22 protein-coding genes are annotated in these 19,779 nt (G+C 74.5%); 15 read left to right on the forward strand and 7 right to left on the reverse strand.

Features of this window, described 5'->3' with window-relative positions; all coding sequences use genetic code 11:
• Nucleotides 1-35 precede the first annotated feature (35 nt).
• The 3 genes from AB0J86_RS07495 (at nucleotide 36) to AB0J86_RS07505 (ending at nucleotide 2,343) form a co-directional block, all read left to right on the forward strand.
• Nucleotides 36-719 (forward strand): TetR/AcrR family transcriptional regulator C-terminal domain-containing protein, encoded by a 684-nt coding sequence (locus AB0J86_RS07495; RefSeq protein ID WP_363854025.1) that lies wholly within the window; start codon nucleotides 36-38, stop codon nucleotides 717-719.
• Nucleotides 720-905: 186 nt separating this feature from the next.
• Nucleotides 906-1,418 (forward strand): sigma-70 family RNA polymerase sigma factor, encoded by a 513-nt coding sequence (locus AB0J86_RS07500; RefSeq protein ID WP_363854026.1) that lies wholly within the window; start codon nucleotides 906-908, stop codon nucleotides 1,416-1,418.
• Nucleotides 1,411-2,343, forward strand: a complete 933-nt coding sequence (locus AB0J86_RS07505) for a hypothetical protein (RefSeq protein ID WP_363854029.1) — start codon at nucleotides 1,411-1,413, stop codon at nucleotides 2,341-2,343. Before AB0J86_RS07500 ends, AB0J86_RS07505 begins: the two co-directional genes overlap by 8 nt.
• Before the next feature lie 134 nt (nucleotides 2,344-2,477).
• On the opposite strand, the gene AB0J86_RS07510 is transcribed toward AB0J86_RS07505, so the two are convergent.
• Nucleotides 2,478-3,590, reverse strand: a complete 1,113-nt coding sequence (locus AB0J86_RS07510; protein ID WP_363854031.1) for a cellulose binding domain-containing protein — start codon at nucleotides 3,588-3,590, stop codon at nucleotides 2,478-2,480.
• Nucleotides 3,591-3,772: 182 nt separating this feature from the next.
• Between AB0J86_RS07510 and AB0J86_RS07515 the strand changes: the two genes are divergently transcribed.
• The 4 genes from AB0J86_RS07515 to AB0J86_RS07530 all read left to right on the forward strand — a co-directional run bounded on the left by AB0J86_RS07515 (nucleotide 3,773) and on the right by AB0J86_RS07530 (nucleotide 6,321).
• Nucleotides 3,773-4,480: an N-acyl homoserine lactonase family protein gene (locus tag AB0J86_RS07515; protein ID WP_363854034.1), complete on the forward strand. Its 708-nt coding sequence runs from the start codon at nucleotides 3,773-3,775 to the stop codon at nucleotides 4,478-4,480.
• A 149-nt stretch (nucleotides 4,481-4,629) separates the two neighbouring features.
• Entirely contained in the window at nucleotides 4,630-5,091 is a 462-nt protein-coding gene (locus tag AB0J86_RS07520; RefSeq protein WP_363854036.1) for a cysteine dioxygenase family protein, read from the forward strand.
• Nucleotides 5,092-5,185: 94 nt separating this feature from the next.
• Nucleotides 5,186-5,668, forward strand: coding sequence for a rhodanese-like domain-containing protein (locus AB0J86_RS07525; RefSeq protein ID WP_363854038.1), 483 nt, complete (start codon nucleotides 5,186-5,188; stop codon nucleotides 5,666-5,668).
• 65 nt (nucleotides 5,669-5,733) lie between these two features.
• Complete coding sequence (locus AB0J86_RS07530; protein ID WP_363854041.1) at nucleotides 5,734-6,321, forward strand: winged helix-turn-helix domain-containing protein; 588 nt, start codon at nucleotides 5,734-5,736, stop codon at nucleotides 6,319-6,321.
• An 87-nt stretch (nucleotides 6,322-6,408) separates the two neighbouring features.
• On the opposite strand, the gene AB0J86_RS07535 is transcribed toward AB0J86_RS07530, so the two are convergent.
• Nucleotides 6,409-7,035: a LysE family translocator gene (locus AB0J86_RS07535; protein ID WP_363854042.1), complete on the reverse strand. Its 627-nt coding sequence runs from the start codon at nucleotides 7,033-7,035 to the stop codon at nucleotides 6,409-6,411.
• A 21-nt stretch (nucleotides 7,036-7,056) separates the two neighbouring features.
• The gene (locus AB0J86_RS07540) at nucleotides 7,057-7,797 is read right to left on the reverse strand and encodes a metallophosphoesterase (protein WP_363854045.1); all 741 of its coding nucleotides are present in this window, start codon (nucleotides 7,795-7,797) and stop codon (nucleotides 7,057-7,059) included.
• Nucleotides 7,798-8,004: 207 nt separating this feature from the next.
• Here AB0J86_RS07540 and AB0J86_RS07545 point away from each other — a divergent pair, with 207 nt between their 5' ends.
• Complete coding sequence (locus AB0J86_RS07545) at nucleotides 8,005-8,748, forward strand: ABATE domain-containing protein (RefSeq protein WP_363854048.1); 744 nt, start codon at nucleotides 8,005-8,007, stop codon at nucleotides 8,746-8,748.
• On the opposite strand, the gene AB0J86_RS07550 is transcribed toward AB0J86_RS07545, so the two are convergent.
• The gene (locus AB0J86_RS07550) at nucleotides 8,652-9,578 is read right to left on the reverse strand and encodes an AEC family transporter (RefSeq protein WP_363854050.1); all 927 of its coding nucleotides are present in this window, start codon (nucleotides 9,576-9,578) and stop codon (nucleotides 8,652-8,654) included. The genes AB0J86_RS07545 and AB0J86_RS07550 overlap by 97 nt on opposite strands.
• Before the next feature lie 268 nt (nucleotides 9,579-9,846).
• Here AB0J86_RS07550 and AB0J86_RS07555 point away from each other — a divergent pair, with 268 nt between their 5' ends.
• The 6 genes from AB0J86_RS07555 (at nucleotide 9,847) to AB0J86_RS07580 (ending at nucleotide 14,249) form a co-directional block, all read left to right on the forward strand.
• The gene (locus AB0J86_RS07555) at nucleotides 9,847-10,566 is read left to right on the forward strand and encodes a winged helix-turn-helix domain-containing protein (RefSeq protein WP_363854053.1); all 720 of its coding nucleotides are present in this window, start codon (nucleotides 9,847-9,849) and stop codon (nucleotides 10,564-10,566) included.
• A 43-nt stretch (nucleotides 10,567-10,609) separates the two neighbouring features.
• Nucleotides 10,610-11,248, forward strand: coding sequence for a uridine kinase (locus AB0J86_RS07560; protein ID WP_363854056.1), 639 nt, complete (start codon nucleotides 10,610-10,612; stop codon nucleotides 11,246-11,248).
• A gap of 124 nt (nucleotides 11,249-11,372) precedes the next feature.
• Nucleotides 11,373-11,771 (forward strand): TraR/DksA C4-type zinc finger protein, encoded by a 399-nt coding sequence (locus tag AB0J86_RS07565; RefSeq protein ID WP_363854057.1) that lies wholly within the window; start codon nucleotides 11,373-11,375, stop codon nucleotides 11,769-11,771.
• Nucleotides 11,772-11,939: 168 nt separating this feature from the next.
• Nucleotides 11,940-12,812 (forward strand): DUF72 domain-containing protein, encoded by an 873-nt coding sequence (locus AB0J86_RS07570; protein WP_363854060.1) that lies wholly within the window; start codon nucleotides 11,940-11,942, stop codon nucleotides 12,810-12,812.
• A 106-nt stretch (nucleotides 12,813-12,918) separates the two neighbouring features.
• A complete protein-coding gene (locus tag AB0J86_RS07575; RefSeq protein ID WP_363854063.1) occupies nucleotides 12,919-13,701 on the forward strand; it encodes a glucose 1-dehydrogenase in 783 nt (260 codons plus the stop codon).
• A 119-nt stretch (nucleotides 13,702-13,820) separates the two neighbouring features.
• Nucleotides 13,821-14,249 (forward strand): DUF2267 domain-containing protein, encoded by a 429-nt coding sequence (locus AB0J86_RS07580; RefSeq protein ID WP_363854066.1) that lies wholly within the window; start codon nucleotides 13,821-13,823, stop codon nucleotides 14,247-14,249.
• On the opposite strand, the gene AB0J86_RS07585 is transcribed toward AB0J86_RS07580, so the two are convergent.
• The 3 genes from AB0J86_RS07585 to AB0J86_RS07595 form a co-directional block, all read right to left on the reverse strand.
• Nucleotides 14,239-15,003, reverse strand: a complete 765-nt coding sequence (locus AB0J86_RS07585) for a DUF72 domain-containing protein (protein ID WP_363854069.1) — start codon at nucleotides 15,001-15,003, stop codon at nucleotides 14,239-14,241. The two genes, AB0J86_RS07580 and AB0J86_RS07585, sit on opposite strands and share 11 nt — an antisense overlap.
• Nucleotides 15,004-15,067: 64 nt before the next feature.
• A complete protein-coding gene (locus tag AB0J86_RS07590; protein WP_363854072.1) occupies nucleotides 15,068-17,512 on the reverse strand; it encodes a glycoside hydrolase family 3 N-terminal domain-containing protein in 2,445 nt (814 codons plus the stop codon).
• Nucleotides 17,513-17,799: 287 nt separating this feature from the next.
• On the reverse strand, nucleotides 17,800-19,035 hold the full coding sequence (locus AB0J86_RS07595) for an MFS transporter (protein WP_363854075.1): 1,236 nt from the start codon (nucleotides 19,033-19,035) through the stop codon (nucleotides 17,800-17,802).
• Between the two features lie 55 nt (nucleotides 19,036-19,090).
• Here AB0J86_RS07595 and AB0J86_RS07600 point away from each other — a divergent pair, with 55 nt between their 5' ends.
• Entirely contained in the window at nucleotides 19,091-19,741 is a 651-nt protein-coding gene (locus AB0J86_RS07600) for a CGNR zinc finger domain-containing protein (RefSeq protein WP_363854078.1), read from the forward strand.
• The last annotated feature ends 38 nt before the right edge of the window (nucleotides 19,742-19,779 follow it).

The following is a 19,779-nucleotide window of genomic DNA, read 5'->3' on the forward strand; positions in this document are numbered from 1 at the left end:
TTGGCGATCACAGTTGTATCGCATACAACTACGAGGTGTCCACTTCCGAACAGGCCGGGGCCGGGCGTACGCGCCCGGCGAACATCCCGCCGGAGCCCACCGGCACCGGGCTCACCAGGGCCGAACCGCCCCGGGCGCGGGGGCGGCGCACCCGGGCGCAGATCCTCGACCGGGCCGTGGCGCTCTTCACCGAGCGTGATCTTGATGCGGTGAGCGTGGCCGAGATCGCCGCCGCCGCGGGGGCCCACCCGAACCAGATCACCTACTACTTCGGCTCCAAGGACGCGCTCTTCGTGCACGCGGCCTTCCTGATGCTGCTGCGCGACGCGGAGCGGCTGGAGCCGATCGGCCACCGTCAGCGCAGTCCGGAGGCGTTCCGCGCCACGCTGGCCCGCGCCGCGCTCGCCCTGCCGGCGGTACCGGTCGCCGTGCAGGCGATGTCGATCACCCGGCGCCGGCCGGAGCTGCGGCCGCTGGCGGCGCAGAACCTCGCGCTGCTGTTCCGGCAGGCCCAGCGCTACCTCACCGAGATCCTCGAACGGCACGACTGGGTCATCGACCGCCCCGCCGACGCCGAGGCGCGCACCTTCTGGAGCGCGGTGCTCGGCGCCCGGCTCATCTCCGAGTCCGGCTTCGGCGGCCGCTCCGGCGACGTCGACCTCGCCGGCGTGCTCACCGTCCGCGCCCGCGCCGGCGCCGCCGAGACCCGCCGCCGCTGAGCCCCGGCCGCCGCCGCGCGCGCCGGCCGTACCGGCCGGGGCCCTGCCCGTGCCCGCCCTGCCCGTGCCCGCCGGTGCCGGGCCCGGTTCCGCGTCCGGCGTAGCGGCCGCACGCTGCTGCAACCCGCCCGCCGACCCACCCGTTAACCGGACAAACAGCCGGACGGGGAGGAAGGGTGGCTGGCGATGCGTGACCCGACAAGCTTCGACGAGTTCTACCGGGTGACGTCGCCCCGGATGCTGCGCTACGCGATCGCGCTGACCGGTGACCGCGTCGAAGCGGAGGACGCGGTGCAGGAGGCGTACACCCGCGCGTGGCGGCAGTGGCGCAGGTTGGCCACCCACCCCGCGCCGGAGGCCTGGACCCGGCTGGTGGTCAGCCGGCTCGCGACGGACCGGTGGCGTCGGCTGGACGGGCTGCGGGCGGCGCTGGCCCGTCGGGGTCCGGCGCCCGTCGCCGTCCCCGGCCCGAGCGAGGACAGCGTCCTGCTCGTACGCGCGCTGCGCGACCTGCCCGCCAACCACCGCCAGGCGCTGGCCCTGTTCTACCTGTACGACCTCGCCGTGGAGGAGATCGCCGACGAACTCGCCGTCACGGCGAACACGGTCAAGTCATGGCTGTTCCGGGGTCGTACCCGGCTCGCCTCGGTCCTCGGTGACCTCGCTCCCGAGCCGCAGCTGGAGGTAACTGATGTCTGATCTCAACCGGTTGTACGCCGAACTCGCCGAGGCGGCCCGGGCCAACACGCTCCCGACCGCCGCCGAGCTGCGCCGGCGGGCCGACCGCCGGGCCCGGCTGACCATGGTGCTCGGTACCGCCGTGGCGGCGCTCGTGGTGCTGGTGGCGAGCGTGGCCACGGCCCGGGTCGTCCTCTCCGGACCGGACCCGATGCCGCCACCGCTGGGGGCCAGCCTGAACCCCACCCCGAGCGCCACCGCCACCAGCCCCGACCCCACCGGCACGCCGACGGCGGACCCGGGGACGCCGACGGGCGACCCGGTCCCGCCCACGGGCGTACGGCCGGGGCGCACCCCGGCGCGGAACGCCCCGGCCGGCCCGCCCCGGTCCGTCCCGGACCGGGCGTTCCTGGTCCAGCCGCCGAACACGCAGCACGGCGAGCCGCGCATGGAGGTCCGCGACGTCGCGGTCCTGCCCCGGCTCTGCGGCGCCCGGTACGGCAGCGACGGCGCCCTCGCGGCCCGCCGGACCATGCGGCACCTGTACTGGCTGCCGAACTCGCCGGACGACGCCGTCCCGCACGGGACCGTCTTCCAGACGATCAGCACCTACCGGGACCGGGGCGCGGCGGACTTCGTGGACCAGCTGGCGCGGGCGGTCCGGGCCTGCCCCCGGGAGACGGCCGGCGGGCTGTCGCGGCGGTACAGCCTGGTCGAGGCCGGGCAGCGTGGCGACCAGGCGCTGCTGATCCGGGAGGAGATCGACGTCACCGACGTCAACGGCGACCCGGGCGGCACGATGGTGCGGCAGACCTCCGTCGTACGGGTCGGCGCCGTGGTGACCGTGCTGCGCGACGAGGGCTGGGAGGGCGCCGACACCGTACCGTCGCTGCTGGGCGAGTTCACCCGCCTCGCCGTCGTCGCCATCCGCGACTGGCTCCGCTGAACTCTCGCCGCCGCGAGCCGCAGCGGCCACCTCCGGGTCTCGCGGGTCCGCGCGGTTCGCCGCCGGGACGGGGCCCGTCCCGCGCCGGTGCGTCGACGGCGGGACAGGCCCCGAGGTAGGGGTCGGACCTCCGGTCAGCCGATGGTGCAGCTGATCGGCGGCGTGCCGGCGCCCGCGCCGTTGACCAGGAAACCGAAGCTGGTCGAGCCGCCCGCGGGGAGCGCGCCGTTGTAGCTCACGTTCCGGGCCGTGACGGTCGCGCCGCTCTGCGACAGGGTGCCGTTCCAGGACTGGGTGATCGTGTGCCCGGCCGGCAGCGTGAAACGTACCGTCCAGCCGGTGATCGGCGCGGTGCCGGTGTTGCGGACGCTCACCTCGGCCTGGTAGCCGCCCTGCCACTGGCCGACCAGGCGCCATTCGCCGGCGCAGGTGAGGCCGGTGGGCGGGGGCGTCGGGTCGCTCGGCGTCGGGCCGGCGGTACGGGTCGCCGTGGGCGTCGGGGTCGCCGTACGGGTGGGGCTGGCGGTCGGGGTGACCCCGTTGATCGCGGCCGTCAGCGCCGGGTACCAGCGGTCGGACATCTTCTGGTCCCCGCTGGCGTTCGGGTGGACTCCGTCGTAGGTGTCGGCGGCCGTGCTGAAGCCGGTCCACTGGTCGACCACCACCACCGGCGACTGGGCCGTGGTACGGGCCGCGGCCCAGGCCGGGATGGCGTCGTTGAGCGCGACCGCCCGCTGGCCGCACGCCGGGCAGCTGCTCGGCGCCATCGGGATGATCTTCGCGACCAGGATCTTCATGGCCGGGTTGCTGGCCCGCATCTGGTCCACCAGCCTGGTGTACGCCGCGAGGATGGTGGCCGGCGCGATGTTGCTCCAGACGTCGTTGGTGCCGAAGTGCATGAGCACGATGTCGGGGCGGGTGGCCGAGAGCCAGCCGGGCAGCTGGTTCTGGTTGGCCACATTGGTCACCAGGAAACCGCCGTGACCTTCGTTGTCTCCGTCGTACGGCTGCCCACAGCCCTGCGGCCCGAGCGTACCGACGAAGTCGATGTTGGTGTATCCGGAGTTCTGGAGACGGTTCCAGAGGATCGAGCGCCAGCAGCCGGGCGAGCCGGTGATGGAGTCGCCGAGCGGCATGATGCGGGTCGGTGCCGGGGCGGCGGGGCGCGCCGGGCTGGCGAGGCCGGTGCCGACGAGGAGGGTCGCGAGCGCGGCCACGGCGGCGAGGAAGAGGGGCCGGCGGAGCATGGTGGTCTCCTGTCACGAGGTGAGATGGGTACGTGACGGCCCGGCGCTCCCGTTGTATTGAAACAGGACGATGGCCGGGACTCAACCGGTTCAGCTCGATCGCCGGGTGGCGTCCGTACCGCCGGATTCGCTGCTGGCGAATCGACGTGCCGTCCGGGCCGCGGGGCGGTCAGGATGATCGGATGACGCGCAGCGGGGCGGAGATCCGCCGACTGGACCTGGGGTACTTCGTCCGCCCGGCGAGCGAGACCGGCGGTGAGCACCCCCGGGTCGAGCCGGTCTACGGCTACCTGGTCCGCCGCGACGAGGGGCTGCTCCTCTTCGACACCGGCATCGGCGCGGCCGACCCGGAGACCGAGGCGCACTACCGGCCGCGGCGCCGGCCGCTGGCCGAGGCGCTCGCCGCCGCGGGCGTACGCGCCGAGGAGATCGCGCTGGTGGTCAACTGTCACCTGCACTTCGACCACTGTGGCGAGAACCCCCGCTTCGCCGGGACGCCGATCGTGGTGCAGCGGCGGGAGCTGGCGACGGCCCGGGGCGCGGACTACATCTTCCCGGAGCTGGTCGACTTCCCGTCGGCGCGGTACGAGCAGCTCGACGGCGCGGCGGAGCTCTGGCCCGGGGTCCTGGTCCTGCCGACCGCCGGGCACAGCGCCGGCCACCAGTCGCTGGCGGTGCGCCAGCCCGACGGTACGGTGCTGCTGGCCGGGCAGGCCCGGGACACCGCGTCGATCTTCGCGGCCGACGTCCTCGCCCGGCGGGCCGCCGCCGAGGGGGTCGCCGCGCCGCTGCCGCCCGTACCGCCGTGGCTGTCCCAGATTCTCGACCTCGACCCGGCCCGAGTACTCTTCGCACACGACGGCTCCGTCTGGGAGCCGGTTTCGCGCTGAGCCGGCGCCGCCGGTGGCGGCCCTCGGGCGGTCGCGCTCACGAAAAGTGACCGAGATTGCCTCCCAGGTTCCGGGAAAACCTATAAACCCGGTAGGTTTTATCGGCTAGTCTGTCCCGTGGTTGTCCCACTCAGTGACGAGGACTGACGATGGTTTCCCTATCCCGGAGGCGGACCGACCTGCTCGCGGTCGCCCGCCGGTACGCCGCAGATCCGGCATCCTGGCCGGAGCCCGTCCGATTCGACCCGGTCGAACGGTGGTACCGCCGCCTCGCCGGCGGCGACGAGCACGAGGTGTGGTTGCTGACCTGGCTTCCGGGCCAGGGCACCGACCTGCACGACCACGGCGGCTCCTCCGGCGCGTTCGTGGTGGTCGCCGGTGCGCTCACCGAGGAGATCCCGGTCGGCGCCGAACTGCGTCCCGCCACCCTGGCGGTCGGCCAGGGCCGGCGCTTCGGCCCCCGGTACGTGCACCGGGTCACCAACCGCGGCGACCAGCCGGCGGTCAGCGTCCACGCCTACTCTCCCGCGCTGCTGCGGATGACCCGCTACGACTTCGACGGCGGGCGCCTGCGGGTCGCCGAGGTGGCCGAGGCGGGGGTGGCCTGGTGAGCGGCGCGACGACGACGGGCACGAACGGCGGGGCAGCCCGATGCGGCACCCGGGGAAGGGGAACTCGATGAGCCAGCCGGGGAAGGGAGACCCGATGCAGCAGACCGAGTGTTCCGGCGCGACGCCGCCCGCCGGATCGCGCGGCATCGACCAGATCCTCGCCGAGGCCCGGGCGCGGTTGCGCCGGCTCGATCCCGAGGCCGCGCACCTGGCGTACCGGGCGGGCGCCGTGCTGGTCGACATCCGCCCCGCCGCCCAGCGGGCCGCGCACGGCTGGATCCCGGGCGCGCTGATCGTCGAGCGCAACGTGCTCGAGTGGCGCTTCGACCCGCGCAGCGGGGCGCGCCTGCCGATCGCCGACCGGTACGACCTGCCGGTGATCATCTACTGCCAGGAGGGCTACACCTCCTCGCTGGCCGCCGCGGCCCTGCAGGACCTCGGCCTGCACCTGGCCACCGACGTCGCCGGGGGCTTCGAGGCCTGGCGACTGGCCGGACTGCCGGCCTTCGGCCCGAGCGACGTCTTCGCCCAGTTGACGAACCTGCCGACGGCAACCGCCCGGCAACCGATCCCCTGAACCATCCCGTCCCGGACGGCACCGGCGCTCCGGTACGGGATCCGTTGCACCCCTAGGAGGGCCCCATGTCGGTCGTCGCCATCTCGCCTCGTACCTACCCGCCGGGCGGGACGGTCCGTTCGGCGCTGGCGCGCCGCCGCCCGGCACCGGGCGGTTCCCCGTCGGTGCTGACCGTCACCATCGACCTCACCCTCGGCGGCGAGGCGCTGACACCGCAGGCGTCCCGGGTGCTCGAACTGCTGGAGGAACTCGTCCAGCGGGGCGACGGTACGGTCACCGTGGCGGGCTCCGGAGCCCCGCCGCCGGTCGTGGAGCCGGCGCGTCCGGTCGCCCTCGACCCGGTCCAGCCGGGGGAGCTGCGCGTGCTCGCGGGCTCCCGCGTGGTGCTCCGCGACGGCGAGACCATCCCGCTGACCCGGCTGGAGTTCGACCTGCTGCACTTCCTCGCCCAGCACCCGCGTCGGGTCTTCACCCGGTTGCAGCTGCTCAACAGCGTCTGGGGCTACCACCACGCGGTGGCCCGCACCGTCGACGTGCACGTGCGACGGCTGCGCGCCAAGGTGGGGGAGTCGACCCCGCTGGTGACCACGGTCTACGGCGTGGGCTACCGGCTGGCCGACGAGGCCCGGGTCAGCGTCGACCCGCAGCGCTGACCCGGCCGCCGGCGGGCGTCGACCCGCACGAAGCCGAGCGGCCGGGTCGGGCGGGGCGAGCGCCCGCCCGGCACCGGCCGCGCCGGTTCAGGTCAGCGCGGTACGCAGCCCGAGCGCGACCAGCACCGTGCCGGTGGTCCGGTCGAGCGCCGTCCGGAACCGTCGGGAGCGCAGCACCCGGGCGGCCCGGCCGATCACCACGGTCCAGCCCAGCAGCCAGAGGGCGATGAGCAGCACCTGGGCGGTGGCGAGCACGAGCACCTGCCCGACCAGCGGCCGGCGCGGGTCCACGAACTGCGGTACCAGGGTGAGGAAGATCGACGCCGCCTTCGGGTTGAGCAGGTTGCCGAGCAACGCCTGCGGGTACGCGGAGCGACCCACCCAGGGCAGCGTCCGGCGCCGTCGGGCCGGGGCGGCGGTGCGCCGGGCCGAGGCGGCCCGCCAGCTCCAGAGGCCGAGCCCGACCAGGTAGGCCGCGCCGGCGTACCGGACCGCCGCGAAGACCTCGCTGGAGCGCATGACCAGCGCGGAGAGGCCGGCCGCGGCGAGCACGGCGTGCACGTACAGGCCGGTGGCGGTGCCGAGCACGACCGGTATGGCCGAGCGGGGCCCGTCGGCGCCGACCCGCTGGGTGAGCAGCGTGAGGCTGGCGCCCGGGGTGACGATCAGGGGAAGGATCGCGGCCAGGAAGCCCGCGACGGCGGCGGGATGCATGGGAACCTCCGTCCGCCCGGCTCAGTGCACGGCCCGGTAGTGGGTGGTGAGGGTTCCCTCGTCGTCGAGCACGTGGAAGGCGATACCGGGCGCCGCCTCCCGGTCCGCGGGCGCGTCGCCCTCCCACGGCAGCCGCAGCGTCCAGGTCACGCCGGGGGCGACCCGCAGCGGCCGACCCGCGAAGGTGCTCGCCGCCGCGGTGTGCGCGTGCCCCACCAGCACGGCGGCCACCTGCGGGTATCCGGCCAGCAGGTCGGCGAGGCGGGGCGCGTCGGTCAGCGGGAACCGGTCCGGCAGCGGATGGTGCACCGCGACCGGGGTGTGGTGGAAGGCGACCAGCGCCGGGGTCCGCGGTCCGAGGGCGTCGAGGGTCGCGGCCAGCCAGCCGAGCGTCTCGTCGCCGAGCTGGCCGTCGTCGTTGTCCGGGATCGTCGAGTCGCACATGAGGACCGCGGTGTCGCCGATCCGGTGCATCCGGTTGACCGGCCCGTCGGCCGCCGGCTCGCCCAGCAGCGCGGTGCGGTACGCGGCCCGGCGGTCGTGGTTGCCCGGACACGGCAGTACGGGGAACGGCGCGGCGAGCAGGGCGGCGGCCGCCCGGTACTCGGCCGGGTCGCCGTGGTCGGCGATGTCGCCGGTGACCAGCAGGGCGTCGACCGGCCGGGGCAGCGCCCGCAGGTGGTCCATGACCCGCGACACCCGTTCGGTGGACCGCGCGGTGCCGTCCAGGTGCAGGTCGCTGATCTGGGCGAGCAGCAGCATCTTCGTACTCCCGTGATCTCGGTCCGTCGGCTTCCGGCACGGTGCGCCTACCGGTTCTAACGGAAACTGGTTCGTTAACCGTTAGGTACGGTAGAGTGTTCGGGTGGCCCGAGGCAAGTCGGACCGGCCGCGCGGCGGGCCCGCGGTACGGCGGCGCGACGGGCGACCGGGAAGAATCCCGGGCGGCGCGGACGAGAGGGGTGGGCGATGGAGCGGTACCTGGCCCTGGAACTGGCCGGCACCATCCGGCACGACGGCAACGGCGGCGTCGCCGACGACCTGTCGGACGTCGCCGGGCTCGACGCCTGGATCGCCGAGCGGGTCGCGCTCCTCGACGGCGTGGACGCCCGGTCCCTCGTCGCCGACGAGGCGGCCCGCGCCGCGGTCGTCGCGCTGCGCGCGGCGGTGCGGGCCCTGTTCGCCCGCGCGGTGCGCCCCGGGCCGCCGAGCCCGGCAGACGCGCACCGGCTGCTCCCGGTCGAGGAGGCACTGCGCCGGATCAACGCGGCCGCGGCGGCCCAACCGGTCACCCCGTGGCTGGACTGGCCGGAGGCGCTACCGCCGGCGCGGCGGCTCGCACCGTCCCCGGTGGACCCGCTGACCGGCCTCACCGCCGCGCTGGCCCGCGATGCCGTCGACTTCCTCGCCGGACCGCTGCGGGAGCGGCTGCGCGCCTGCACCGCGCCGCGCTGCGTCCGCTACTTCCTGCAGGAGCACGGGCGGCAGGAGTTCTGCAAGGCGTCCTGCGGCAACCGGGCCCGCGCGGCCCGGCACTACCGGCGGCACCGCGCCGCTCAGCCGAGCCAGGCGGCGAGCGGTTCGGCTCAGTCGAGCCACGGGGTGAGCGGTTCGGCTCAGCCGAGCCAGGCGGCGATCAGCGCCAGCGACACCCCGCCGGCCACGGTGGAGAGCACCACCGCGTCCCGCGCCAACGACTCGGCCCGCCCGTAACGGGTGGCGAAGACGAAGACGTTCTGCGCGGTGGGCAGGGCCGAGGTGACGACCCCGGCCAGCAGCGCCGGCCCGCCGAGGCCGAGCCCGAAGCGCCCGATCGCGTACGCCAGCGCCGGCTGCGCCACCACCTTGAGTACCACCGCGGTGTACCGTTCCCGCGCCTGCGGACCGGCCGCCAGCGCGCGGCTGCCGGGCAGCGACATCCCGAGCGCCAGCAGCGCCAGCGGCACCGCGGCCGAGCCGACCAGCTCGAACGGGCGCATCACCTCGACCGGCGGCCGCCAGCCGGCCACCGACACCGCGAGCCCGGCCGCACAGCCCAGCATGATCGGGTTGCGGGCCGGCAGCAGCGCCAGCCGCCGCGGCGAGGGGCGCCGGTCGGTGCTGCTGCTCGCGTCCAGCACCGCCAGTCCGAGCGGCGCCGCCACCAGCACCTGGAACAGCAGCACCGGGGCCACAAAGGAGACGTCGCCCAGCACGTACGCCGCCACCGGCACGCCGAGGTTGGCGGCGTTGACGTACGAGGCGCTCAGCGCGCCCACGGTCGCCTCGCCGACCGGGCGCCGCCAGGCCCAGCGGGCGATCACGAGGTAGACCGCGGCGACGATCGCGGTGCTCAGCACGAAGACGGCGAGCGCCGGGGTGAACACGTCGGCGAGCGACGACCGGGCCAGCGTGGTGAAGAGCAGCGCCGGGGTGGCGACGAAGAAGACGAGCCGGGCCAGCACCCCCGTGCCCTCCGCACCGAGCACCTTGTACCGACTGATGAGATAACCGGCCAAGGCGACTGTCCAGATTCCGACGAAACCCGTCAGCACTCCGCGCATGCGATCATCCTGCCGGCTCCGGCCCCACCAGCGATTCCTGGTACTCAGAGCAAGCGATCGATTCCGGTGTGTTTGTCAAATGTCACAGTCGCGCAACGTGGTCTCCCCTTGACCCCCGCGCGAGCGGCCGGAACCATCATTGCGAGCGGCGTCCCGGCGTCGCGATCGAGACGCTGGAACCTGCCCAAGGAGGGCCATGTCGGTCAGCCCCGCCCCGTCGCGTGCCGGCCGGCACCTGTCCCAATCAGCGGGACCCGGCCGTCCGCCCGTGGCCGTACGCCGTCCGTCGAACCCCGGCACCCCGTCGCTGACCGTCACGCTCTCCATCCCGCTCGTCGGCGAGGAGGAGCTGACGCCGCCGGCGCGCCGGTTGCTCGACGCGGCGCTGGAGCTGCTGGAGCGGGGCGAGGGGATGGTCAACGGGGTGTCGGCGAGCGCCGAGCGCCGCACCGAGCCGGCGCCGCCGGACCGGCCCGTGGAGAACGGATCCGACCGGCGCACCGACGCGCCGCCGCCCGAGCCGCGCGCCGAGCGGGCGCCGTCCGAACCGGTCGCGCCCCGACCGCGTACGGCCGAACCGGCGCCCGGACCGCGCACCGAGGCCCCGCCGTCCGAACCGGTCGCGGCTGCCGAGCCGGTCGCGCCCGCGCCTTCGGCGTCGCGCCCCGCGACCGCCGGCACCGTACCGACGGTGCACATCCTGGCGGCCTCCCGCTCGGTGCTGCTCGACGGCGCGCCGCTGCCGTTGACCCGGCTCGAGTTCGACCTGCTCATGCACCTGGTCGCGTACCCCCGCCGGGTCTTCACCCGGTTGCAGCTGCTCACCGCCGTCTGGGGCTACGAACACACCGGGGTGCGCACCGTGGACGTGCACGTACGCCGGCTGCGCGGCAAGTTCGGCGCCGACGTCCCGCTGGTCACCACGGTCTACGGGGTCGGCTACCGGCTCGCCGACGACGCCCGCGTCACGATCGACCGTAACGGGTGAGCGGCACATGTCTGCGGTCGCGGCTCCGGTGCACGATAGGCGGGTGAAGATCCGTCCGATCAGTCCCGAGCTGCTCGTGGACGAGCTGGCCGACCGGCTCGCCGCCGTCGACCCCACCGGCTGGCTGCGGGTCGCCGTCGACGGCCCCGCCGCCGCGGGCCCCGACCGCCTCGCCGACGCGCTCGTGACCCCGCTGCGGGTACGCGGCCGACCCGCGTTGCGCGTCCGCGCCGAGGACTTCCTGCGCCCCGCGTCGCTGCGCCTGGAGCAGGGGCGGCAGAACCCCGACGCCTTCTACGCCGGCTGGCTCGACGAGGCGGGACTGCGGCGCGAGGTGCTCGACCCGGCCGGTCGCGGCGGCTCCGGCCGCGTCCTGCCCACGCTCTGGAACGCGCGGACCGACCGGGCCAGCCGCGCGGAGTACCTCGCCCTGCCGCCGCGCGGCGTCGTGCTCGTCAGCGGCCCGCTGCTGCTCGGCGGCGGCCTCCCGTTCGACGTGGCCGTCCATCTTCTGCTCACCCCAGGGGCGCTGGCCCGCCGTACCCCGGCGGAGGAACAGTGGACCCTGCCGGCGTTCGCACGGTACGCCGAGGAGGTCGCTCCGGCGACCTTCGCTGACGTGGTCGTCCGCATGGACGATCCGCGACACCCCGCGTTGGTGGAATCGGGTCAGGCCGGATGATCCCGCGAAAATCACCGGTTTGCCCGGCCCACCCGGCGGGTATTCGCCCGGCTCACAGCGGGCCGTCAACCGGGTCTCCACCCGGATGTCGGGCCCTTCATTCTCCCGGAAAGGCAGGCAGCCAATGGTCGTCAACGAATCGGTCGGCAAGGGCCGTTCTCAGGCGGACATCGACAAGATCCGCCTCTCCCTTCGGGCTCGGTACGACGAGCTGACCAGCGAGTACGACCAGGCGGTCGCGCAGAGCCAGGTCCTGCGGCTGGTGGAGGTCGGCGACACCGCCGGCGACGACCAGGCTGACAGCGGCACCAAGACCGCCGAGCGGGACACCGCGCAGTCGCTGCTGCGCAGCATCCTCGACCGGCGGGCCCAGTTCGAACACGCGCTGACCCGGCTGGACGAGGGGACCTACGGCTGGTGCGAGGGGTGCGCCGACCCGATTCCGGTGGAGCGGCTGGAGATCTTCCCGTCGGCGACCTCCTGCGTCTCCTGCAAGCAGTCGCGCGAGCGCCGGGCGGCGTGAGCCGGGAGAACCCGTGACCGGCCGACCGGGACGCGCGTTCGGGCGCTCCCGGCGGCCGACCCGCGCCGGCGGGCCCGTCGGCGCGGGCGGTGCCACCGGCGCCGGCACCGAGGCCGCCGTCGAGGCGGCGCCGGCCGGGCCGGTACGGCGGAGGAGTGGACCACCGGCGTGGGCGAGATAGCGGTCGGTACGGCCTCCTGGACGGACCGGACGCTGCTGGAGTCCGGGTGGTATCCGCGTACCGCGGACACGCCCGAGAAGCGGCTCGCCCACTACGCCAAGCAGTTTCCCCTCGTCGAGGTGGACGCCACCTACTACTCGCCGCCGTCGGAACGCAACGCCGACCTCTGGGTGCAGCGCACCCCGGTCCACTTCACCTTCAACATCAAGGCGTTCAGCCTGCTCACCGGCCACCCGACCAAGGTCTCGGCGCTCTACGAGGACCTGCGCCCGCCGGTGGACAAGGCGAACGTCTACCCGGGCGACCTGCACCCCCGGGCGTACGAGCAGGTCTGGACGCGGTTCCTGGCCGCGTTGGAGCCGCTCGCCGAGGCGGGCAAGCTCGGGGCGATCCTTTTCCAGTTCCCGCCCTGGTTCACCATCCGGCGCAGCAACAAGCAGTACCTGCTGGAGGTGCGGAAGCGCTGCCAGCCGCTGCGCGCCGTCTTCGAGCTGCGGCACGCCTCCTGGTTCGCCGGTGACAACCGCGACGAGACGCTGGACTTCCTGCGCGAGCACGAGTTGCCGTACGTCTGCGTGGACATGCCCCAGGGACATCGTTCGTCCGTACCGCCGGTGCTGGCGGCGACCGCGGACCTGGCGGTGGTGCGCTTCCACGGCCACAGCGAGCGCTGGACCAGCCGCGACATCCACGAGAAGTTCGGTTACCACTACTCGGACCGGGAACTGGCCGACTGGGCGCCCCGGCTGCGCGAACTGGCCGGGCAGGCCGAGCGCACCCACGTGATCATGAACAATTGCTACCGGGACTACGCGCAGACCAACGCCGCCACCCTCGCCCGCCTGCTCGACGCCGGCTGACCCGGGCGACGCGGGCGACGCGGGCCATGTGAGCGCCGGGGCGGGGAATACCGCGGGCCGCTCCGGGTACGCGCCGCCGCGACGGCAACGCGCGAGGGGGCAGCAGATGACGACGGGACGGTTGAGCGGCAAGACGGCCCTGATCACCGGCTCCGACTCGGGGATCGGCCAGGCCACCGCGATCGAGTTCGCCCGGGAGGGCGCCGACGTGGTGGTGCACTACCTGCACGACGGGGAGGGCGCGTCGCACACCCGGGACGTGGTCGAGCAGGCCGGCCAGCGGGCGGTGGTGGTCCAGGGCGACATCGCCGACGAGGGCCAGGTGGAGGCGATGTTCGACGCGGCGCTCGCGGAGTTCGGCGCGCTGGACATCCTGATGAACGACGCCGGGGTGGACGCCTCCGGCATCCCGGTGGCCGACATGGAGACCGAGACCTGGGACACGGCGATGCGGGTGAACGTCTACGGGGCGTTCTTCTGCTGTCGCCGGTTCATCCGGCACCGCAAGGAGATGGGCGGGTACGGGAAGATCATCAACGTGACCTCCGTACACCAGGAGGTGCCGCGGGCCGGCGGCAGCGACTACGACGCCAGCAAGGGCGCGCTGCGCAACCTGACCAACAGCCTGGCCCTCGAACTCGCCCCGCTCGGCATCAACGTGAACAACATCGGGCCGGGCATGGTGCTCACCCCGTTCAACCAGCGGGCCATCGACGATCCGGGGTACCTGGAGGAACAGGTGCAGAGCATCCCGATGCGGCGGGCGGCGCAGCCGGCCGAGATCGGTCGACTCGCCGTCTTCCTGGCCAGCCGGGACGCCGACTACGTCACCGGATCGACGTACTACATGGACGGCGGCCTGATGCAGAACCAGGGCCAGGGCGCGTGAGACGGCTCGCCCGCCGACGGCGGTTCATCCCGGGCGGGTGAACGGGGTTCACCCGGTGCCGGCGGACCATGGCGGCGAGGACGGTAGGAGTTCCGCGATCACGGGACGGGGGGATACAAGTGGCCAGCAAACCGGACGCGACGTTCGAGACCTCGTTGGAGAAGACCAACCTGATCCTCAAGGACATCGAGCAGACGTACGGGTGGTCCAAGGACCAACGGAATCAGTCGTTCGCCGCCCTGCGTACCGTGCTGCACCTGCTGCGCGACCGGCTCCCGGTGCAGGAGAGCGTGGAGTTCGCCGCCCAGCTGCCGGTGCTGGTGCGGGGCGTCTACTTCGACGGCTGGGACCCGAGCCTGGTACCGATCAAGCTGAACCGCGAGGAGTTCCTCTACGAGGTGCGGCAGGGCTTCCCGTACGAGGTGCAGGGCGGCGTCGAGGGCCTGGTCCGGACCGTACTGCACGCCCTGCGCCGGCACGTGACCGAGGGCGAGTGGGACGACGTGAAGTCCAACGTCCCGAAGGACCTGAGCCGGATCATGCCGTAGCGCCGGTGGGCGTGCGGCTGACCGGGAGACCGCGTCGCCGGGCGATCCCGGCCAGGGCCGTCGCGTCGACGACGGCGGCCCCGCCCGGATCGTTGTTGAAGTAGACGTAGACCGGTTCCCGCTCGTCGTACACCGCGGCGACGCGGGTCAGCCAGGAGCCCAGCGCGGTCGGGCCGTACCGGGGCCGGGGTTCGGCCCGTCCCTCGTGCAGCCGCAGGTAGCCGAAGCCGGCGGTGCGCCACAGCGGCGCGACCGGCCGGCTCCGGCGGTCCGCCCAGCAGAGGGCGGCGCCGCGCGCCTCCAGCACCCGCCGGGTCTGGGCGGTCCACCAGGACGGGTGCCGGGGTTCGACCGCCACCCGCACCCCGGCGGGGAAGCGGGCCAGGGTCGCGTCGAGCGCGGCCACGTCGGCGCGCAGGTTCGGCGGCAGTTGCAGCAGCACCGGCCCGAGCCGGTCGCCCAGCGCCTCGGCACGGCCGAGGAACCGGGCGACCGGCTCCTCGGGTTCGCGCAGCCGCTTGATGTGGGTGAGGTAGCGGCTCATCTTCACCGCCACGCAGAAGTCCGCCGGGGTCCGCTCCCGCCACTGCGCGAAGGTCTCCCGTTCGGGGAGCCGGTAGAAGGCGTTGTTCACCTCGACGGTGGCGAAGCGTTCGGCGTAGTGCTCCAGCCACCGTCGCTGCGGCAGCCCGGCCGGGTAGAACCGGTCGCGCCAGTCGCGGTACTGCCATCCCGAGGTACCGACGAGGATCATCTCGTCCGCCAGTATCGCCGGGGCACCGCCAGGTCGCGACCGGAACCCGCCGCCGGGGCGGTGGTCAGCCGAGGGTGACCTCCGCGGTGAGCCGGCGGTCGTGGCCCACCCGGCGCTCCGGCCCGACCAACCGCAGCCGGACCCGGTGCCGGTGCTCCACGCTGGAGGCGGAGAGCCGCAGCTCCAACTCGCCGGGCTCGACCAGCCGGTGGCCGTCGCGCCCCGTGAAGGCGGAGAGGTCGGCGTGCACCCGGAAATCGACCCGCCGGGCCTCGCCGGGGGCCAGCGCGACCCGGGCGTACCCGGTGAGGCGGTTGACCGGGCGGGTCACCTGCGCCACCGGGTCGTGCAGGTAGAGCTGGACCACGTCCGCCCCGGCGCGCTCGCCCGTGTTGCGGACCGTCAGCGAGACCGTCACCGCCGCGTCGGTGGCCAGCTCGACCACCTCGCCGTCGCGCGCGGGCACGCCGTCCACCAGCGGGCCGTCCCAGGCGAAGGAGGTGTACGACAGGCCGTGGCCGAAGGCGTAGATCGGGGTCGGGTCGATGTTGCTGACCGCGGTGCGCCCGGCCAGGTGCGGGGCGAGGTAGCCGGAGGGCTGGCCGCCGGGATCGCGCGGCACGGCCACGGGCAGCCGCCCCGAGGGGTTGACCCGGCCGGCGAGCACCCCGGCGACGGCGGCGGCCCCCTCTTCGCCGGGGAAGAACGCCTGCACGGCCGCGGCGAGCCGGTCGGCAAACCGGCCCAGCGCGTACGGCCGGCCGCTGAGCAGCACCAGCACCACCGGCGTACCGGTGTCGAGCAGCGCCTCCAGCAGCCGCGCCTGGTCGCCGGGGAGGCTCAGGTCGGCCGTGTCGGAGCCCTCGCCGGAGGTGCCGTGGCCGAACAGCCCGGCCCGGTCGCCGAGGACCGCGACGCAGACCTCGGCCCCCTGCGCGGCGGCCACCGCGGCGGCGAGCGCGGCGGGCTCCGAGCGGTCCACGGAGCCGCCGGGGGAGTGGACGACGGTCGCCTGGGGCAGTTCGGCCCGCAGCGCCGCCAGCGGTGTGGGGATCTCGACGCCGTCGGGTACCTGCGGGTGCTGCCGGCCGACGTGGCTCGGGAAGGTGTAGCAGCCGAGCATGCCGGTGACGTCGTCGGCGAGCGGCCCGACCAGCGCGATGCGCGAGCGTGGCGGCAGCGGCAGCGCGCCGGTGTTGGCCAGGAGCACCACCGACTCCTCGGCCAGTTCCCGGGCCACCGCCCGCGCGGCGGGCGGGTCCAGGTCGATCGTGCCCTCCGCGGCGGCGAAGTCCTGGCCGGGTCCGGGCCCGGCACCGTTGCCGCCGGCCCCGGTCCCCGGTGCGGTCTCCGTCGGCAGCGGCGACCAGTCCGGGTCGAGCAGGCCGAGTTCGCACTTCTGCCGCAGCACCCGGGCGGCGGCGCGGTCGACCAGCCGCTCCGGTACGGCGCCCCCGCGAACCGCGTCGACGAGCGGCGCGCCGTAGCAGCGTACGGCCGGCAGCTCGACGTCGACCCCGGCGGCCAGCGCCAGCCCGGCGGCCTCGGCCGGACCCGAGGCGACGTGGTGCAGGGTCTCCAGGAACGAGACGCCGAAGTAGTCGGCCACCACGGTGCCGGTGAAGCCCCACCGTTCGCGCAGCAGCTCGGTGAGGAGCACCGGGTCGGCGGCGGCCGGTACGCCGTCGACCTCGGTGTAGGCGTGCATGACCGAGCGGGCCCCGCCGTCGCGGATCGCCATCTCGAACGGCAGCAGCAGCACGTCGGCGAACTCGCGCCGGCCCACCGCGACCGGGCCGAAGTTGCGGCCGGCCCGGGACGCGGAGTAGCCGGCGAAGTGCTTGAGGGTGGCGACGACGCCGCCGGCCTGCAGCCCGCGCACGTACGCGGTGCCGACGGTCGCCACCAGGTACGGGTCCTCGCCGATGGTCTCCTCGGTACGACCCCAGCGGGGATCTCGGGTGACGTCCAGCACCGGTGCCAGTCCCTGGTGCACGCCGAGCCGGCGCAGCGTGTCGCCGATCTGCGCGGCCATCCGTTCCACCAGCTCCGGGTCGAAGCTGGCGCCCCAGGCCAGGGGCGTCGGGTAGACGGTGGCGCCCCAGCTCATGAGGCCGGTGAGGCACTCCTCGTGGACGACGGCCGGGATGCCGAAGCGGTTCGCCGCGACGATCTCGCCCTGCAGGCGGGCCAGGGCCTGCGCGCCGAGCGCCGGGTCGACCGGCGCGGTACCGAACGGCCGGGTGAGCTGGCCGAGACCGAAGCGGATCAGCTCGCTCCACTCCGGCGTCTCCTCGGTGAAGTCGTGCTGGTGCGGGGCCATGTCCTCGCTGGTCACCGAGGCGCCGAGCCAGAAACTGTAGAGCTGGGCGGCCTTCTCCTCCAGGGTGAGCCGGGCGAGCAGGTCGTCGACCCGCTCGTCGACCGGCCGGGCGGGGTCCTGCCAGGGCGGCAGCGGCGTCGCCGTCGTGGACCGGCCAGCCTGCGCGGCGTTGCCGTTGCTGCTCACGGGCAGCCTCCTCGTTCAGTCTCTCCGGCATCCCCGTGATCCACCGACCTTCTGTCGACGGTGGACGGCTGCCGCTACTTCCGACATGTTTCCGGAAATTTCCCGCGCCGTCGAGAGGGGACGTCTCTCGACCATGAACCCGAGGGTGCCTGGAGAGACAGGTTTTGACCGTCCGTTCATGCCCCCGCCGCGTGCGGCACATCACCTCGAATTATCGGACCAGGACCGAAAATTACGGCGGCGCGTCGGAGGCCACCCGGCCGGACCGGCGGCCGGCTCGCGCGTTCTCATCCGACCGGCTGTGCGTCCGGCGGGGTCGCCGCTCCGGTGGCCGGCCGCAGCGCCGCGAGGCGGCGCGGCAGCCAGGGCTCGGCCAGCAGGATGGCCAGGGCGAGCGCGGTGAGCACCCCGCCGGCCAGCGCCACGCTGCGGATGCCGAGCTGGTCGACGAGCGCGCCGCCGAGCAGGGCACCGGCCGCGATGCCGACGTTGAAGGCGGAGCTGACCCCGGCCGAGGCGAGGTCGAGGCTGCCCGGGGCGATCTGCAGGGTGCGGTTCTGCACGGCGACGGCCAGGGCGCTGAAGGAGAGCCCGCAGACGGCGAGCACGGCGACGGCGACCGGACGCAGCCAGCCGAGGGCGTAGAGGCCCAGCAGCGCGCCGGTGAGCAGCACCAGCGGCGTCATCAGCGCGGCGCGCGGCCGCCGGTCGAGCACGGTGCCGACGGCGAGGGTGCCGGCGAGCGCGCCGACGCCGGAGACGAGCAGCAGCGGCCCGAGCGCGGTCGGGGCGAACCCGCCGACGTCGAGCAGGAACGGCGTGACGTAGGTGTTGAAGGTCAGGAAGCCGGTGACCCCGATGGCGGTGCCGGCGACGAGGACGGCGTACCCGCGTCGGTCCGGGGTGGACCCGGTGGCGAGACCCCCGTCGGTGGCCGCCCGCTCCGGCAGCAGTACGGCGACCGCCGCGCAGAGCAGCGCGCCGATGCCGGCCAGCACGGCGAAGGAGGTGCGCCACCCCGCCTGCTGTCCGAGCCAGGTGCCGGCCGGGATGCCCAGTACCGGGGCGAGGGCGGTGCCGATCGCCAGGCGGGCGACCACGCGTCCCCGTACCGCCGGCGGGAAGAGGCCGGTGACCGTCGGCGGGGCCACCGACCAGAACAGCGCCTGCGACGCCGCGACGACCAGCCGGGAGGCCATCAGGACCGGATAGCTCGGCGCGAGCGCCGAGACCAGGGTCGCCGCCGCGAGGACGCCGAAGGTGGCGGCGAGCAGCCGGCGGCGGGGCAGCCGGTAGGTGAGCCGGGTCAGCGGGAGCGAGGCGAGCACGACGACGGCGGCGTAGCCGGTGACGAGCAGGCCGACCTGCGACTCGGTGCGGCCGAGGTCGGCGGCGATCACGGTGAGCAGCCCGATCGGCAGGACCTCGACGGTCACGTAGCTGAACGTGGCGACGCCGAGGACCACGAGCGCGGCGTTGGCTCGGGCGGGGGCGACGGGTGGCGACTGGAGTGGGGTGGTCATGCTGACGTCCATCCTTGATTCCAGCTATTCGGATTTTGATGGTAGCTTTGCATCCATGGATGCGTCAGGCAACCCGGAGTTGCGTCTGGTCGGCGGGCACCCGGCCCTGGACCTGGTCAACACGGTCGCGCCGCGCCGGCCGGACGACGCCGACCGGCACGAGTACCTCGCCGGGCCGGACGAGCTGATCGCCTGGGCCGAGCGCGCCGGGATCGTCGACGCGACCGAGGCGGACGCGGTCGCGCGGGCGTGGCGGGGCGCGCCGGACGGTGCCGAGCAGGCCCTGCGCGCCGCCGTGGACGTCCGCGAGGCGACGTACCGGGTGCTGCTGGCGCGGCAGGGCGTGCCGGGCGCCCCGCAGCCGGAGCCGGCGCTGGAGCGGCTGGCCCTGCGCTGGGCCGCGGCGGCGGCGCGCAGCGAGCTGCTGCTCGACCCGACCGGCGCCGGCGCGGTCCGGCTGCGCGTCGGCACCGCGCCCGCGCTGCTCGTACCGGACCGGCTGGCGTACGCCGCCGTCGAACTGCTGCGCACCGTCGACCTGGGCCGGCTGCGCACCTGCCCGCTCGACGAGGGCGGCTGCGGGTGGCTCTTCCTCGACTCCAGCCGCAACGGCTCCCGGCGCTGGTGCGCCATGGCCGACTGCGGCGCGCACGCCAAGGCGCGCCGGCTCACCGCCCGCCGGCGCGCCGCCCGGCTACCGGCGTAAGCCGTGTAACCGGTAGCGTTGCCCGGCCCGTATCCGAG

Source organism: Micromonospora sp. NPDC049559, from assembly GCF_040676675.1.
Classification (GTDB): domain Bacteria; phylum Actinomycetota; class Actinomycetes; order Mycobacteriales; family Micromonosporaceae; genus JBFAPK01.

Bases quoted from the DNA above. Each gene is read 5' to 3' on its own strand.
- AB0J86_RS07540 (WP_363854045.1), bottom strand. From the start codon at position 7,797: ATGCTGCTGCTCGCCCAGATCAGCGACCTGCACCTGGACGGCACCGCG.
- AB0J86_RS07575 (WP_363854063.1), top strand. From the start codon at position 12,919: ATGACGACGGGACGGTTGAGCGGCAAGACGGCCCTGATCACCGGCTCC.
- AB0J86_RS07520 (WP_363854036.1), top strand. From the start codon at position 4,630: ATGGTTTCCCTATCCCGGAGGCGGACCGACCTGCTCGCGGTCGCCCGC.
- AB0J86_RS07525 (WP_363854038.1), top strand. From the start codon at position 5,186: ATGCAGCAGACCGAGTGTTCCGGCGCGACGCCGCCCGCCGGATCGCGC.
- AB0J86_RS07600 (WP_363854078.1), top strand. From the start codon at position 19,091: ATGGATGCGTCAGGCAACCCGGAGTTGCGTCTGGTCGGCGGGCACCCG.
- AB0J86_RS07530 (WP_363854041.1), top strand. From the start codon at position 5,734: ATGTCGGTCGTCGCCATCTCGCCTCGTACCTACCCGCCGGGCGGGACG.
- AB0J86_RS07505 (WP_363854029.1), top strand. From the start codon at position 1,411: ATGTCTGATCTCAACCGGTTGTACGCCGAACTCGCCGAGGCGGCCCGG.
- AB0J86_RS07535 (WP_363854042.1), bottom strand. From the start codon at position 7,035: ATGCATCCCGCCGCCGTCGCGGGCTTCCTGGCCGCGATCCTTCCCCTG.
- AB0J86_RS07565 (WP_363854057.1), top strand. From the start codon at position 11,373: ATGGTCGTCAACGAATCGGTCGGCAAGGGCCGTTCTCAGGCGGACATC.
- AB0J86_RS07515 (WP_363854034.1), top strand. From the start codon at position 3,773: ATGACGCGCAGCGGGGCGGAGATCCGCCGACTGGACCTGGGGTACTTC.
- AB0J86_RS07595 (WP_363854075.1), bottom strand. From the start codon at position 19,035: ATGACCACCCCACTCCAGTCGCCACCCGTCGCCCCCGCCCGAGCCAAC.
- AB0J86_RS07585 (WP_363854069.1), bottom strand. From the start codon at position 15,003: ATGATCCTCGTCGGTACCTCGGGATGGCAGTACCGCGACTGGCGCGAC.
- AB0J86_RS07510 (WP_363854031.1), bottom strand. From the start codon at position 3,590: ATGCTCCGCCGGCCCCTCTTCCTCGCCGCCGTGGCCGCGCTCGCGACC.
- AB0J86_RS07545 (WP_363854048.1), top strand. From the start codon at position 8,005: ATGGAGCGGTACCTGGCCCTGGAACTGGCCGGCACCATCCGGCACGAC.
- AB0J86_RS07500 (WP_363854026.1), top strand. From the start codon at position 906: ATGCGTGACCCGACAAGCTTCGACGAGTTCTACCGGGTGACGTCGCCC.
- AB0J86_RS07550 (WP_363854050.1), bottom strand. From the start codon at position 9,578: ATGCGCGGAGTGCTGACGGGTTTCGTCGGAATCTGGACAGTCGCCTTG.